General features: G+C 71.7%; 14 protein-coding genes. 9 read left to right on the top strand and 5 right to left on the bottom strand.

Annotated elements, in window-relative coordinates; genetic code table 11:
• Positions 1-279: 279 nt before the first annotated feature.
• Complete coding sequence (locus ACFVYF_RS31000; protein WP_389460675.1) at positions 280-1,935, bottom strand: FAD-binding dehydrogenase; 1,656 nt, start codon at positions 1,933-1,935, stop codon at positions 280-282.
• Positions 1,936-2,193: 258 nt separating this feature from the next.
• Between ACFVYF_RS31000 and ACFVYF_RS30995 the strand changes: the two genes are divergently transcribed.
• The 4 genes from ACFVYF_RS30995 (at position 2,194) to ACFVYF_RS30980 (ending at position 4,486) form a co-directional block, all read left to right on the top strand.
• Positions 2,194-3,087, top strand: coding sequence for a DMT family transporter (locus ACFVYF_RS30995; RefSeq protein ID WP_389460674.1), 894 nt, complete (start codon positions 2,194-2,196; stop codon positions 3,085-3,087).
• A 113-nt stretch (positions 3,088-3,200) separates the two neighbouring features.
• Positions 3,201-3,716, top strand: coding sequence for an NUDIX hydrolase (locus ACFVYF_RS30990; RefSeq protein ID WP_389460672.1), 516 nt, complete (start codon positions 3,201-3,203; stop codon positions 3,714-3,716).
• A gap of 57 nt (positions 3,717-3,773) precedes the next feature.
• Entirely contained in the window at positions 3,774-4,166 is a 393-nt protein-coding gene (locus ACFVYF_RS30985; protein ID WP_389460670.1) for a YidH family protein, read from the top strand.
• On the top strand, positions 4,163-4,486 hold the full coding sequence (locus tag ACFVYF_RS30980) for a DUF202 domain-containing protein (RefSeq protein WP_389460668.1): 324 nt from the start codon (positions 4,163-4,165) through the stop codon (positions 4,484-4,486). The genes ACFVYF_RS30985 and ACFVYF_RS30980 overlap by 4 nt, the downstream gene beginning before the upstream one ends.
• Before the next feature lie 105 nt (positions 4,487-4,591).
• Here ACFVYF_RS30980 and ACFVYF_RS30975 read toward each other — a convergent pair whose 3' ends face one another.
• Entirely contained in the window at positions 4,592-5,536 is a 945-nt protein-coding gene (locus ACFVYF_RS30975) for an NADP-dependent oxidoreductase (protein ID WP_389460666.1), read from the bottom strand.
• 121 nt (positions 5,537-5,657) lie between these two features.
• Between ACFVYF_RS30975 and ACFVYF_RS30970 the strand changes: the two genes are divergently transcribed.
• From ACFVYF_RS30970 to ACFVYF_RS30955, 4 genes are all read left to right on the top strand, one after another.
• Entirely contained in the window at positions 5,658-5,954 is a 297-nt protein-coding gene (locus ACFVYF_RS30970; protein WP_389460664.1) for a hypothetical protein, read from the top strand.
• A 91-nt stretch (positions 5,955-6,045) separates the two neighbouring features.
• Complete coding sequence (locus ACFVYF_RS30965) at positions 6,046-6,957, top strand: MBL fold metallo-hydrolase (protein WP_389460662.1); 912 nt, start codon at positions 6,046-6,048, stop codon at positions 6,955-6,957.
• A gap of 129 nt (positions 6,958-7,086) precedes the next feature.
• Positions 7,087-8,109: a phosphotransferase family protein gene (locus ACFVYF_RS30960; RefSeq protein ID WP_389460660.1), complete on the top strand. Its 1,023-nt coding sequence runs from the start codon at positions 7,087-7,089 to the stop codon at positions 8,107-8,109.
• Positions 8,110-8,115: 6 nt separating this feature from the next.
• Positions 8,116-9,330: an acyl-CoA dehydrogenase family protein gene (locus ACFVYF_RS30955; protein WP_389460658.1), complete on the top strand. Its 1,215-nt coding sequence runs from the start codon at positions 8,116-8,118 to the stop codon at positions 9,328-9,330.
• A 105-nt stretch (positions 9,331-9,435) separates the two neighbouring features.
• Here the strand turns inward: ACFVYF_RS30955 and ACFVYF_RS30950 are convergent, their stop codons facing one another.
• The 3 genes from ACFVYF_RS30950 to ACFVYF_RS30940 all read right to left on the bottom strand — a co-directional run bounded on the left by ACFVYF_RS30950 (position 9,436) and on the right by ACFVYF_RS30940 (position 12,534).
• Entirely contained in the window at positions 9,436-10,029 is a 594-nt protein-coding gene (locus ACFVYF_RS30950) for a TetR/AcrR family transcriptional regulator (protein ID WP_389460656.1), read from the bottom strand.
• 79 nt (positions 10,030-10,108) lie between these two features.
• Positions 10,109-11,773, bottom strand: coding sequence for a class I adenylate-forming enzyme family protein (locus tag ACFVYF_RS30945; protein WP_389460654.1), 1,665 nt, complete (start codon positions 11,771-11,773; stop codon positions 10,109-10,111).
• Entirely contained in the window at positions 11,770-12,534 is a 765-nt protein-coding gene (locus tag ACFVYF_RS30940) for an SDR family oxidoreductase (RefSeq protein WP_389460652.1), read from the bottom strand. Before ACFVYF_RS30940 ends, ACFVYF_RS30945 begins: the two co-directional genes overlap by 4 nt.
• A gap of 250 nt (positions 12,535-12,784) precedes the next feature.
• Between ACFVYF_RS30940 and ACFVYF_RS30935 the strand changes: the two genes are divergently transcribed.
• Complete coding sequence (locus tag ACFVYF_RS30935) at positions 12,785-14,023, top strand: exo-beta-N-acetylmuramidase NamZ domain-containing protein (protein ID WP_389460651.1); 1,239 nt, start codon at positions 12,785-12,787, stop codon at positions 14,021-14,023.

Here is a 14,023-nt window from a genome sequence, read left to right as displayed (position 1 = left end):
CCAATGCTTGGCGTCAAGGGCCGCCTGAAATACGACACGTGTCAACTGCCCGTGGGGGCCCCGGGGTTGCCCCCTTGGCTCCGCTGGGCTCCCCATGGACCCGCTGGGCTCCCCATGGACCCGGTTGGCTCCACCGCGCTCCTGCCGCGCGCCCGGCGAACGGACGCCTCACAGGCCTCGACCGGCCCGCGGCCCGTGCACCCGGCCCAAGGAGTTGGGAGCGCGGACTCAACCCGTGGAGTCGGACCGCGGACCCAGCCGCCGGACCCGGCTCGCTCCTCAGTCCACGGCCTTCGCCGCCGCCCGGCCCGCCGTACGTCCCGAGAACAGGCAGCCGCCGAGGAACGTGCCTTCGAGGGAGCGGTAACCGTGGACACCGCCGCCGCCGAAACCGGCGGCCTCGCCTGCCGCGTACACGCCCGCCAGCGGGTCGCCGCCCTCCGTCAGCACCCGCGAGGAGAGATCGGTCTCCAGGCCGCCGAGGGACTTGCGGGTGAGGATGTTCAGCCGCACCGCGATCAGCGGGCCCGCCTTGGGGTCGAGGATGCGGTGCGGGGCCGCCGTACGGATCAGCTTGTCGCCCAGGTAGTTGCGGGCTCCCCGGATCGCCGTGACCTGAAGGTCCTTGGTGAACGGGTTGGCGATCTCGCGGTCGCGCGCGACGATCTCGCGGCGCAGGGCGGCCTCCTCGATCAGCGGCTCCTTGGTCAGCGCGTTCATGCCCCGGACGAGGGCGCTCAGGTCCTTCTCGACGACGAAGTCCGCGCCGTTGTCCATGAACGCCTTCACCGGCCCGGGGACATCGGCGCGCGCCCGCTCGAGGACTCCCCGTACGGATTTGCCCGTCAGATCGGGGTTCTGTTCCGACCCCGAGAGCGCGAACTCCTTGCCGATGATCTTCTGGTCGAGGACGAACCAGGTGTAGTCGTACCCGGTCCGCATGATGTGTTCGAGGGTGCCCAGGGTGTCGAAGCCGGGGAAGAGCGGCACCGGCAGCCGGTTGCCGCGGGCGTCCAGCCAGAGGGACGAGGGGCCGGGCAGGATCCGGATGCCGTGGTTGGCCCAGATCGGGTTCCAGTTCTGGAGGCCCTCGGTGTAGTGCCACATGCGGTCGCGGTTGATGAGGTGCGCGCCCGTCTCCTCGGCGATCGCGAGCATCTTGCCGTCGACGTGCGCGGGCACACCGGCGACCATCCGCTCGGGCGGGGTGCCCAGGCGCTCCGGCCAGTTGGCCCGTACGAGGTCGTGGTCGCCGCCGATGCCGCCCGAGGTGACGATCACGGCCTGGGCCCTCAGCTCGAAGGCGCCGGTGACCGTACGGCTGCTGGCCTGGCCGCGCTCGATGGCCGACGGCTCCAGCACCTCGCCGGTGACGGTGTCGACGGCGCCCGCGCTGCGGGACAGCCCGGTGACACGGTGGCGGAACCTCAGCTGTACGAGGCCGCGGTCGACGCCGGCCCGCACGCGCCGCTCGAAGGGCGCGACCAGACCGGGTCCGGTCCCCCAGGTGATGTGGAAGCGCGGCACGGAGTTGCCGTGCCCGTTGGCGTCGTAGCCGCCGCGTTCCGCCCAGCCGACCACCGGGAAGAAGCGGACGCCCTGCCGGTGCAGCCAGGGGCGCTTCTCGCCGGCGGCGAAGTCCACGTATGCCTCGGCCCACCGCCGGGGCCAGTGGTCCTCGGGCCGGTCGAAGGCGGCCGTGCCCATCCAGTCCTGGAGGGCGAGGGCGTGGCTGTCCTTGATCCGCATACGACGCTGCTCGGGCGAGTTCACGAAGAACAGGCCGCCGAAGGACCAGTGCGCCTGGCCGCCGATCGACTGCTCCGGCTCCTGGTCGAGAAGGATCACCGTGCGACCCGCGTCCACGAGCTCCGCGGTCGCCGCGAGCCCCGCGAGGCCCGCTCCGATGACGATCACATCTGCGTCGTAGGCCATGGGCCCGTCCTCTCGGCGTCCGGCCGGCCGGATCGGCGCATCACGGACCGGCGGCAGCGGCACAGGTTGGTGAGACAGTGGTAACAGTCGGCCAGCAGTCGTCAGACGTTGTTACTGGTCGGTCAGATCCTTCGGCAGAAGAGTGACCGAGTCAACTGCCCGGTTCCGGGTACTCCCATGGGCGGGGCACAGGTACGGACGCTACAGTCGGCGGGATACGCAGCCCGTGGCCCCGTCCGAGTTATCGAGGTACGCAGCGTGTCGGTTCTGGTTCTGGTTCTAGCCGTGAGTGCGGCCTGCTGTCTGGGCTTTGGCTTCGTACTCCAGCAGGACGCTGCCTCCCACGCGCCCCTCAGCGACTTCCTCTCCCCCCGGCTGCTGCTCGACCTCATCCGCGTGCCCGTCTGGCTCGGCGGCATCGGGCTCATGGTCGTCGGCATGGTGCTCGGCGCGGTCGCGCTCGGCCGCGGCGAGGTGTCCCTGGTGGAGCCGCTGCTCGCCACGAACCTCCTCTTCGCGCTCGCACTCTCGCGACGGCGGAGCAAACAGCCGTTGGGACGACAGGGCTGGGCCGGGCTCGCGCTGCTCGCGGGCGGTGTCACCGCGTTCATCGTGGCCGGTCAGCCCAAGGGTGGTGACGCGGTCACCGATCCGACGCGGCACTGGCTGATCATCGGGATCATGGTGGGGCTCGCGCTGCTGCTCACCACGTATGCGAAGCGGTCCCGGCTGAGCGCCGGGCCGGTACTGCTGGCGCTGGCCGCGGGGCTGCTGTACGGCGTACAGGACGCGCTGACGCGGGTCACCGGGCAGCGGTTCTCCGAGGGCGGCTGGACCGAGGTGGTCACCGGCTGGCAGCCGTACGGCGTGCTGGTGCTCGGTGTGACGGGCCTGGTGCTGGTGCAGAGCGCCTTCGAGACGGCCCCGCTGCGGATGTCCCTGCCCGGCCTCACCGCGGCTCAGCCGCTGGCCGGGATCGTCTGCGGGGTGGGTTTCCTCGGGGACCGGCTGCGCACGGACGTGGGGGCGCTGGCCTGGGAGGCGGCCGGGCTCGCGGCGATCGTGGCCGGCATCGTGCTGCTGGGCCTGCACCCGGCGATGCCGCGCGGCTCCGCGGACGTGGCGCGCACCCGGGATCTTCAGCCGCACTGAGGCGGGGCCGAGGGGCGTCGACGCGAGACTCCAGGGCCTCGGGCCTCGACCCAGGGCCTCCGGCAGGCCGGCCGCGCCGGTCGCGCGCTCCGGCGGGCTGATTGGATGGACCCATGAGCGCCGCCGACGAGATCCTCGACATCGTGGACGAGAACGACCAGGTCATCGGGCAGTCCCCCCGCGGGGAGGCCTATGCGCGGGGTCTGCGCCACCGCTGCGTGTTCATCCAGGCCCGCGACGCCGAGGGCCGGGTCTTCGTCCACCGCCGCACCCCCACCGAGCTGGTCTTCCCCTCGCTGTACGACATGTTCGTGGGCGGGGTCGTCGGTGCCGGTGAGACGTACGACGACGCGGCCCTGCGCGAGGCCGAGGAGGAACTCGGCGTCTCGGGCCTCCCCCGCCCCCGGCCGCTCTTCAAGTTCCTGTACGACGACGGGGCCGGGCAGACCTGGTGGTCGAGCGTGTACGAGGTGCGCTGCGACCTCCCGGTGCACCCCCAGGTCGAGGAGGTCGCCTGGCACGCCTTCCTCCCCGAGGACGAGGTCGAGCGGCACCTGGCCGACTGGACGTGGGTCCCGGACGGCGTGGCGGCGTACGAGCGTCTGAAGGCCCACCGCGCGCAGGGCTGAGCCCCGGTCCGCCACCGGCACCCGGCACCGGCCCCGCCCCCGGGTAGGGTCCATGACGTGATCGAATTCGTACGGAACGTCCGGCTGTGGTTCACGCCCGAGGAGATCCGGGAGGAGGGCCGGACGCCCGACTACCGGTTCTCGCTGGCCAACGAGCGGACCTTCCTTGCGTGGCTGCGCACGGCGCTGGCACTGATCGGCGGCGGGTTCGCCGTGGACCAGTTCCTGCCGGACCTGCGGTGGGGGTGGCGGGTCGGGCTCGCGTTCGCGCTGCTGGCAGCGGGGGTGCTGTGCTCGCTGCGGGCGGTCAACCACTGGGTGCGCTGCGAGCGGGCGATGCGGCGCGGCGACGATCTGCCGGTGTCCCGCTTCCCGGCCCTGCTCGGGATCGCGGTGGCGGTCGTCGCCGTCGCCATGGTCGTCGTCGTACTCGCCGGCTGGGAAGGGTGAGCGCGCCCGCCCGCGACCGGGACCCGGGCCTGCAGCCGGAGCGCACGCGGCTGGCCTGGCGGCGTACGACGCTGTCGAGCACCGCGGCGGCCGTACTCGCGGTGCGGGCCGCCGTGCACGGCGGTGTGTCGGCGCTCGGGGTGGTGGTCTGCGCACTGTGCTGCGCCCTCTGGCTGGGCTTCCTGGCCGTCGCCCACCTGCGCATTCGCACGCTCGCGTCGGACGCGGACCGGGCGCCGGCGCTGACACCCCTGCATGCCACGGCGGCGGCCGTGTGCACGATGGCACTCGCCGTGTGCGCGGTGGCCCTGCTGCTGTGACCGGTGGGGCACTCCGGCGGGCTCAGGCCCCGCCCCCGTCCCAGTCCACCGTGACGACGATCTTCCCGCGCGTAGGGCCCTCCTGGTTCAGCCGGACCCACGGGCTCAGGCCCCGCCCCCGTCCCAGTCCACCGTGACGACGATCTTCCCGCGCGTACGGCCCTCCTGGTTCAGCCGGTGTGCCTCGGCCGCCCGCTCCAGGGGGAAGGTCTCGGAGACGTGCACCGAGATCACGTCCTGCTCGGCGAGCTCCGAGAGGTGCCGCAGGTCGTCGGCGTCGGGGCGGACGAAGTAGTAGCGGCCGCCGTGACCGACGACGTCCGGGTCGGCGATGGACGCCAGCCGGCCCTCGGGGGCCAGCAGCTCCGCCGAGATCCGCAGGGTGTCACCGCCGATGGTGTCGAAGGCCGCGTCGACGCCCTGCGGGGCCAGCGCCCGTACGCGCTCGGCCAGGCCCTCCCCGTAGCTGACGGGCTCGCCGCCCAGGGAGCGGACGTAGTCGTGGTTCGCCTCGCTCGCGGTGCCGATGACACGGGCGCCCCGATGACGGGCGAGCTGGACGGCGATCGAGCCGACACCGCCCGCGGCCGCGTGCACCAGGACGACTTCGCCCTCGCGCACGTCGAGGACCTTGGTGAGCACCTGGTACGCGGTCAGTCCGACCAGCGGCAGTCCGGCCGCCGCCTCGAAGGAGAGGTTGCGGGGTTTGCGGGCCAGCGTGCGCACGGGAGCCGCCACGTATTCGGCGAAGGTGCCGCGCGAGAGGAAGTCCTCACGCACGTATCCGATGACCTCGTCGCCGACCGCGAACTCCGTGACGGAGGCCCCCGGCTGGACCACGACGCCGGACACGTCCCAGCCGGGAACGACCGGGAACACGGATTCCAGGAGCCCGTCGAGGTAGCCCTCGCGGCACTTCCAGTCGACGGGGTTCACGGACGCCGCCCGCACCTTCACCAGGACCGAGTCGGGCCCGACCTTGGGGTCGCGTACCTCCCCGTACTCCAGGACGTCGGGCCCGCCGTACCGGCTGTAGCTGATCGCCTTCATGCCCTCGACCCTCCGGGGTAGCCGTGCGCCACGCAAGCCGAAAGCACTGGATTAGCCGGGAATAGGATGGTTTGTACCGCTAGCCTGAGCCGTCATTCCCCGCACTTCGAAGGTGAGCGCCATGACCACCCTCCACCAGGAGCACACCAGCCACGAGCACGCCCACGGCCCCGCCTGCGGCCATGCCGAGGTGCCCCACGGGGACCACATCGACTACGCCCACGACGGTCATCTGCACCGCGAGCACAGCGGCCACTGGGACGAGTGCGAGCCGGGCGGGCACACCGCGCACCAGGAGCACGAGCATCGGCACGGCGACGACTGCGGCCACCAGCGGGTCCAGCACGGCGACCACGTCGACTATCTGCACGACGGCCACCGGCACGCGGAGCACGACGGCCACTGGGACGACCACTGACCGCAGCGGGTCCGGCCGACCCCCCAGCCCCCTGAGTACACGTCAAATGGCAAGCTGACACACGTCAGTTGACGACTACTCAGGGGGCCGCATGACCGCGGAAGATCCTTACACCGTCCAGCTCGCCGACGACGTGTACGCCTATGTGCAGCCGGACGGCGGCTGGTGCCTCAACAACGCCGGGTTCGTCAGCGACGGTTCCTCGACCCTGCTCGTCGACACCGCGGCGACCGAGCGGCGGACGCGGGCCCTGAGCGCCGCGGTCGCGGCCACCGGCACCCCGGCACCGCGCTTCGTCGTCAACACCCACCACCACGGCGACCACACCTACGGCAACGGGTTCTTCGCGCCGACGGCGACCATCGTCTCGCACGCCGACTGCCGCAAGGAGGCCCTCGCGGTCGGGCGGCAACTGCATCTGATCTGGCCGCAGACGGACTTCGGGGACATCAGCATCACCGCGGCACACCTGACGTACACGGACCGCACGACCCTTCATGTCGGTGACATCGAGGCGGAGGTCATCCATCCGGGGGTCGCGCACACCGTCGGGGACTCCGTCGTGTGGCTGCCGCACCGGCGGGTGCTGTTCACCGGGGACCTGGTCTTCGAGGGCGGCACGCCGTTCGTCCTGATGGGCTCGCTCAGCGGCTCCCTGCGGGCGCTGGACAGGCTGCGCGCCCTGGGCGCCGACACGGTGGTGCCCGGGCACGGGCCCGTCACCGACCCCTCGGCCTTCGACCGGACCGAACGCTATCTCCGCTTCGTCGGCGAGATCGCGGAGAAGTTCCACGGCGCCGGGCGCACACCGCTGGAAGCGGCCCGCGCGACGGACCTCGGGGAGTTCGCCGCACTGCCCGAGAGCGAGCGGCTCGTGGCGAACCTGCACCGCGCGTACGCCGAGCTGGACGGGCTGTCCGAGGGCGGGCCCGTGGACGTGAGTGCCGCGATAGCGGACATGGCGGCGATGAACGGCGGGAGGATGATGGCCTGCCACGCATAGGCTCCGTGTACGGCGCCGTGGCGAGGCCGGTCACCGTGGCGCCCGTCACGTTCTGCCCGCACACTGGACGACATACCGACCGGTCGGCATCATATGACTGGGCCTGTTTCCGAGTGCGTAGGAGCAATGATGAGCCAAGACCATCCGCCAGGTCTCGATCTCGACCGGCTGCGCGGCCTGCTCGACAGCGAGCGGCCCGGTCTGGTGAACGGCCCGCTGACCGGCCGGCTGATCGAGGGCGGACGGTCCAATCTCACGTACGTGGTCACCGAGGGGACCACGAAGTGGGTCGTACGACGGCCTCCGCTGGGGCACGTCCTGGCCACCGCGCACGACATGAAGCGCGAGCACCGGGTGATCAGCGCGCTGCATCCGACGGCCGTGCCGGTGCCGCGTCCGGTGCTGCTGTGCGAGGACGCCGCGGTGCTCGGCGCCCCCTTCTACGTCATGGAGTTCGTGGAGGGCACCCCGTTCCGCACCGCCGAGCAGCTCGCCCCGCTCGGCCCGGAGCGCACCCGGGACGCGGTGCTCGGCCTCGTCGACACGCTGGTCGAGCTGCACGCCGTGGATCCCGCCGAGGTCGGCCTCGGTGACTTCGGCCGGCCCGAGGGCTTCCTGGAGCGGCAGCTGCGCCGCTGGGGAAAGCAGCTGGCCGCCTCCCACACCCGTGAACTGGCCGGGATCGACGAGCTGCAGACCGCGCTCGCCCGCGCACTGCCCAAGTCCCCGGCACCGGCGGTCGTCCACGGTGACTACCGGCTGGACAACGTGCTGATCGGGCCGGACGACCGGATCAACGCCATCCTGGACTGGGAGATGTCCACGCTCGGCGATCCGCTCACCGACCTCGGGCTGCTGGTGATGTACAGCGCGCCGCTGGAGTCGCTCAACTCCCCCATCAGTACGACCGCTTCGGCTGCCGGGCACCCGGCGCCGGCCGAGATCATCGAGCGGTACGCCGCGCGCTCGGGGCGCGACGTGTCCGCCGTCTCCTGGTACACGGCGTTCGCCTGGTTCAAGCTCGCCGTGATCCTCGAGGGCATCCACTACCGCTACACGCTCGGTCAGACGGTCGGCGCCGGCTTCGACCGCATCGGCGAACTGGTCCCCGTCTTCATCGAACACGGCCTGACCACTCTTCAGGAAGGCTGATCCGCAATGGACTTCGCATTCGACGCCCGCACCGAGGAGCTGCGCCAGAAGCTGCTCGCCTTCATGGACGAGTACGTCTATCCGGCGGAGGCCGTGGCGGAGGAGCAGCGCGCGCTCCTCGACTCGCCGTGGGACACCCCGGCCGTGGTCGGCGAGCTGAAGGCCGAGGCCCGCCGCCAGGGGCTGTGGAACCTCTTCCTGCCGGACGCCGAGTACGGTGCCGGGCTCACCAACCTCCAGTACGCCCCGCTCGCCGAGATCACCGGCCGCAGCCCGCACCTGGCGCCCACCGCGCTGAACTGCGCGGCCCCGGACACCGGCAACATGGAAGTGCTCGCGCAGTTCGGCGACGACCAGCAGAGGAAGCAGTGGCTGGAGCCGCTGCTCGCGGGGGAGATCCGCTCGGCGTTCGCGATGACCGAACCCGAAGTCGCCTCGTCCGACGCCACGAACATCACCACGCTGATCGAGCGGGACGGCGACGACTACGTCATCACCGGCCGCAAGTGGTACATCTCCGGGGCGATGAACCCGGACTGCAAGATCTTCATCGTGATGGGCAAGACGGACCCCGAGGGTGCCGATCCGCGCCGCCAGCAGTCGATGGTCCTGGTCCCGCGCGACACCCCGGGCGTGAACGTCCGGCGCGCCATGCAGGTGTACGGCTACGAGGACCACTCCCACGGCGGGCACGCCGAGGTCGTCTTCGACCGGGTCCGGGTCCCCGCGGGCCATCTGATCGGCGAGGAGGGCGGCGGGTTCGCCATCGCCCAGGCGCGGCTCGGTCCGGGCCGGATCCACCACTGCATGCGGCTGATCGGCATGGCCGAGCGGGCGATCGAGCTGATGTGCCGGCGGTCGGTGACCCGTACCGCCTTCGGCAAGCCGCTGGCCCAGCAGGGCGTCGTGCAGAACTGGATCGCCGACGCCCGGGTGGCCGTCGAGCAGCTGCGGCTGCTGGTCCTGAAGACGGCCTGGATGATGGACACCGTCGGCAACAAGGGCGCGCACACGGAGATCCAGGCCATCAAGATCGCCACTCCGCGTACGGTCGTCGACATCCTCGACAAGGCGGTGCAGCTGCACGGGGCCGGGGGCGTCAGCCAGGACTTCCCGCTCGCCGAACTGTGGGCCGCCGCGCGCACTCTGAAGCTCGCGGACGGCCCCGACGAGGTCCACCAGCGGTCGCTGGCGCGTCGGGAGATCAAGAAGTACGTGTGACCGTGCGGTCGGTAGGGCGGTGGCGGGAATTCCTCGCCCCCGCCGCCGCTGCCCGTCCCCGGGGCTCCGCGACGGACCCCGTTCGCGCGGTTCCCCGGGCCGCCCCTACGGGCGCAGCGCGCGCAGCAGCAGGTCCGCCAGATGGTCGGCGACCTGCTGCGGGGTGAGCGGGCCGTCGGGGCGGTACCAGGTCGACAGGTGGTGCACGGACCCGAAGTGATAGTCGACGACGAGGTCGGCCGGCGTGGCCGTGGAGAAGACGCCCTTCTTCTGGCCCTCCTCGACCAGTGCCCGGAACCGCTCGTGATAGCGACGCCGCTCGGCCCGCACCTGCTTGTCCTTCTCGGGGCTGAGGTGATGCATCGAGCGGAAGAAGATCGACGCGTCGTCGAGGTTGTCGATCGTCGTGACGACCACGTCGGCCGCCGCGCCCCTCAACCGCTCCTCGACCGGCGCGTCGGCGTCCGCGAAGGCGTCCAGCCGCTCCTGCTGGAGACGCAGCACGCGCGCGTACACCTCGTGCAGCAGGTCGTCCTTGGAACCGAAGTAGTGGTACAGCGCGCCTTTGGTGACGCCCGCCGCCTCGACGATCTCCTGCACGGAGGTGCGGTCGTAGCCCTGCTCGGCGAAGAGCCGGGTGGCGGCGGCGAGGAGCCGCTGCGGGACGGGCGTGCCGTCTCCGTCCGTAGTCCTGGGCACTGCCGCCACCTGCCTTCCGATTCGCGGTATCTGCCGAGTTGCGTCGCCTTGCTGTCGCGCCGCCCGGCTGTACCTGTTGTCACGCGTCGTTCTGGCGAGAACGCAACTCCCGCCGGAGGATCTTCCCACTTGCCGTCTTCGGCAGATCCGGCAGGATCTCGACCTGCCGCGGATATTTGTAGGCGGCCAGTCTCTCCTTGCAGTACGCGGCGAGCGCGCCGGGGTCCGTCTCGCTGCCCGGGCGCAGGCTGATGTAGGCCTTGACGGTCTCTCCGCGGTAGCCGTCGGGTATCCCCACGACGGCCGCCTCGCGGACCGCGGGGTGGGTGTAAAGGACGTCCTCGACCTCGCGCGGCCACACCTTGAATCCGGACGCGTTGATCATGTCCTTCTTGCGGTCGACGACGTAGAGCCAGCCCTCGGGGTCCATGAAACCGATGTCGCCGGTGCGCAGCTCGCCGTCCGGGAACGTCTCGGCGGTGGCCTCGGGGCGGCGCCAGTAGCCGGGCACGACCTGCGGGCCGCGGACGAGGATCTCGCCCTGCTCCCCGAAGGGCACCTCCTGGCCCAGTTCGTCGACGATGCGCACCACCGTGTCGGGGCCCGGCACGCCCACGGCCAGCGTCCCGGAGGCCGGGTCCACGGGTGCCTCGCGGCCCGGCGGCACGGACGCGCAGGGTGCGCTGCACTCGGTGAGCCCGTAGCCGTTGTGGATGTACGGCCCGAAGCCGGCCCGGAACTTCTCCACCAGCGCGGGCGGCAGCGGCGCCCCGCCGGAGGAGATCATCAGGAACGACGAGAAGTGGCCGGGGGTGACGGAGGGGTGCGCGGCCAGCGCCATGAAGGCGGTCGAGGGGCCCACCGTGTACACGGGACGGTGTTCCGCGAAGGCGTCGAGGACCACGCCCGCCTCGAAACGGTAGGCGAGCACGAGGGTGCCCGCGCTGTTGAGGCACCCGGCGAGCTGGGCCACCATGCCGGTGATGTGGAAGAGCGGCGCCATGGCGAAGTACACCGGCGCCTCGGGCAGGGGCAGACCGCGGCGCTGCCGTTCGGCGTTGTACATCAGGTTGGCGTGCGTGTTGGTGGCCCCCTTGGGGGTGCCGCTCGTGCCCGAGGTGTAGCTGATCAGCGCGATGCCGGACGGGGCCGGGTCCCGGTCTCCGGGGGCCTGGTGGCCCTGCCGGGCGACGGTCACCAGGTCGTCGGCGTCCTCGGCGAGGGGCTGCCGCTCGAAGCCGAGCACGCGCGCGTCGTTGCGGGTTTGGAGGTCCAACTCGCAAGCCGTGAGGGCGATCCGTACCGGCGAGCCGGCAGTCGTCTCGCGCAGATACGACTCCCACGCGCGGTCGGAGCAGACAAGGGCGCTCACCTCCGCGTCATGCAGGACGTGACGGACCTCGCCCGACTTGTACATCGGGTTGACCGGGACGACGACCGCGCCCGCCTTCCACGCGCCGACCAGGGCGAGCACGAAGTGCGGGGAGTTCTGCAGCAGGATCGCGACCCGGTCGCCGCGCTCCAGGCCGCGGGCGGCGAGGTACCCGGCGACGGAGTCGCTCAGCTCGTCCACCTCGCGGTAGCTCAGCCGCCCGTCGAAGTAGGCGAGGGCGGTGCGGTCCGGGGTGGTCGCAGCGGCCCGGCGCAGGGCGTGCACCAGTGAGTCGACCGGGCTGACCGGAGCACGCTGGGCCTCACTCAGCAGGGCCAGCCAGGGGCGGTCCGCGTAGCGGGAGGCGGTCACTGGGACGCCTCCCACTTCTGCTGGATGTGGTTCATGTTCGTCAGCCAGCGGTCGGGGTCCGCGGCGCGCGCCTGGTAGTACCCGCCGACCTCGGGGTGCGGCAGGATCAGGAAGCGGTCCTCGGCCATCCCGGCGAAGAGGGCGGTCGCGACGTCCTCGGGCTCGATGGCCGTCGGCTGGAGCACCAGCTCGCCGGCGCTGCCGGTGGCGGCGAGCATGTCCGTGCGGACGCCCTGCGGACAGATCGCGTGGACCTTCAGTCCGCGGTGGCGGTAGGTGAGGGAGAGCCACTCGGCGAAGGCGTACGCACCGTGCTTGGTGACGCTGTACGGGGCGGCGCCCACCATGGTGAGCAGCCCGGCGGCCGAGACGGTGGAGACGAAACGGCCGCTGCCGCGCTCCAGCCAGGCGGGGAGCAGCTCCTGGGCCGCGCGGACGTGTGCCATCACGTTGACGTCCCAGGCCTGCGCCCAGACCGTCTCGCCGGCCGCCTCGGTGCCGCCGGAGCCGAGGCCCGCGTTGGCGCAGTAGGCGTCGACCGTGCCGCCGAGGGCGTCCCTGGCCTCGGCGACGATCGTGGACGCGTCGCCCGGGACGGCGATCCCGCCGATCTCGTCGGCCACGGCCTTCACCTTGGCGGCGTCCAGGTCGTTGACAACCACCCGGGCCCCTGCGGCGGCGAAACGGCGGGCCAGCGCGGCACCGATGCCGCCCCCCGCTCCGGTGACGACGACTCCGGCATCCTGCACGGCTTCCACCATCGGTCTCCTTCGACGCGACGAGAATCGGCTCTGCTGCGACATCAGACTAACCGGTCGGTATGTAACGACGGAAGGGCGGCCCCGCCGGTGCCGCACCGGTCAGGGCACCGGCCGCCCCGCGGCAGAAGCGTACGTCCGCGCGCCGGGAACGAAGCGGGCGCGACGAGCCCGGTCCGGTTCGTTCCGCGGCGCGCGCCCGAGCGCTAGCGTGCGTGACCATGACAGTTCCGTCGATCACGGGGGTCACCGCATGAAGCTGTCCCGACGCGGCCTGCTCGCCGCCACCACGGCCACGCTCGCCGGCTCCGCGACCCCGGCGGCCGCCGCGCCCGAGGGCGGCGGACGGCTGCGGACCGGCTTCGAGCGGCTGGCCGCGGACGGCTACGCCCTGCTCGCCGGCCGGAAGGTCGGCATCGTGACGAACCCGACCGGGGTCACCCGGGACGTACGCCACATCGTGGACGTGATGCACGCCGACGACCGTGTGAACCTGACCGCCGTCTTCGGACCCGAGCACGGATTCCGCGGCACCGCCCAGGCCGGCGGCTCGGAGGGCCGCTACGACGACCCGGCGACCGGACTGCCCGTCTACGACACGTACTTGAAGAGCGGCCGGCCGCTGGCGGACGTCTTCACCGCCTCCGGTGTCGACACCGTCGTCTTCGACATCCAGGACGTGGGCGCACGCTTCTACACGTACATCTGGACCCTGTACGACTGCATGGAGGCCGCGCAGCTCGCCGGCAAGCGCTTCGTGGTGCTGGACCGGCCGAACCCGGTGACCGGGCGGGCGGCCCTGGGGCCCGTCCTGCACAAGGAGTTCGCGACCTTCGTCGGACGGCAGCCCATCGCGCAGGCGCACGGGATGACGGTGGTGGAGCTGGCGCGGCTGTTCAACGCGGAGTTCCTGACGACGCCGGTGCCCTTGGAGACCGTCCTGATGACCGGGTGGAAACGGTCGGAGTTCTACGACGCCTCGGGGCTCCCCTGGGTGCCGCCCAGCCCGAACATGCCGACGCCCGACACCGCGCTCGTCTACTCGGGGACGTGTCTCTTCGAGGGGACGAACCTGTCGGAGGGGCGCGGCACGACCCGGCCGTTCGAACTCCTCGGCGCCGAGGGCATCGACCGGCGGTGGGCGTCGGAGGCAGCGCAACTGGGGCTGCCGGGCGTGCACTTCAGAGAGGCGTACTTCGCCCCCACGTTCTCCAAGTTCCAGGGAAAGACCGTCGGCGGGGTGCAGATCCACGTCCACGACCGGGCCGCGTTCGACCCCGTACGCACCGGCGTCGCCCTGCTGGTGACCGCCAAGAAGGCCTGGAGCGGCTTCACTTGGCGCTCCGACAACTGGATCGACAAGCTGACCGGTTCCGCGCTGGTCCGCACGATGATCGACGCGGGGGCGACGGCCGACGAGGTCGTGGCGGCCTGGCAGGGCGAACTGGCGGCGTTCCGGCGGATGCGCAGGGAGTATCTCGTCTACCGATGA

It is taken from the genome of Streptomyces sp. NPDC058274, assembly GCF_042881375.1.
Taxonomy (GTDB): Bacteria; Actinomycetota; Actinomycetes; order Streptomycetales; family Streptomycetaceae; genus Streptomyces.
The sequence above is the reverse complement of the archived record's forward strand: the minus strand, read 5'-3'. Positions and strand labels throughout refer to the sequence as shown.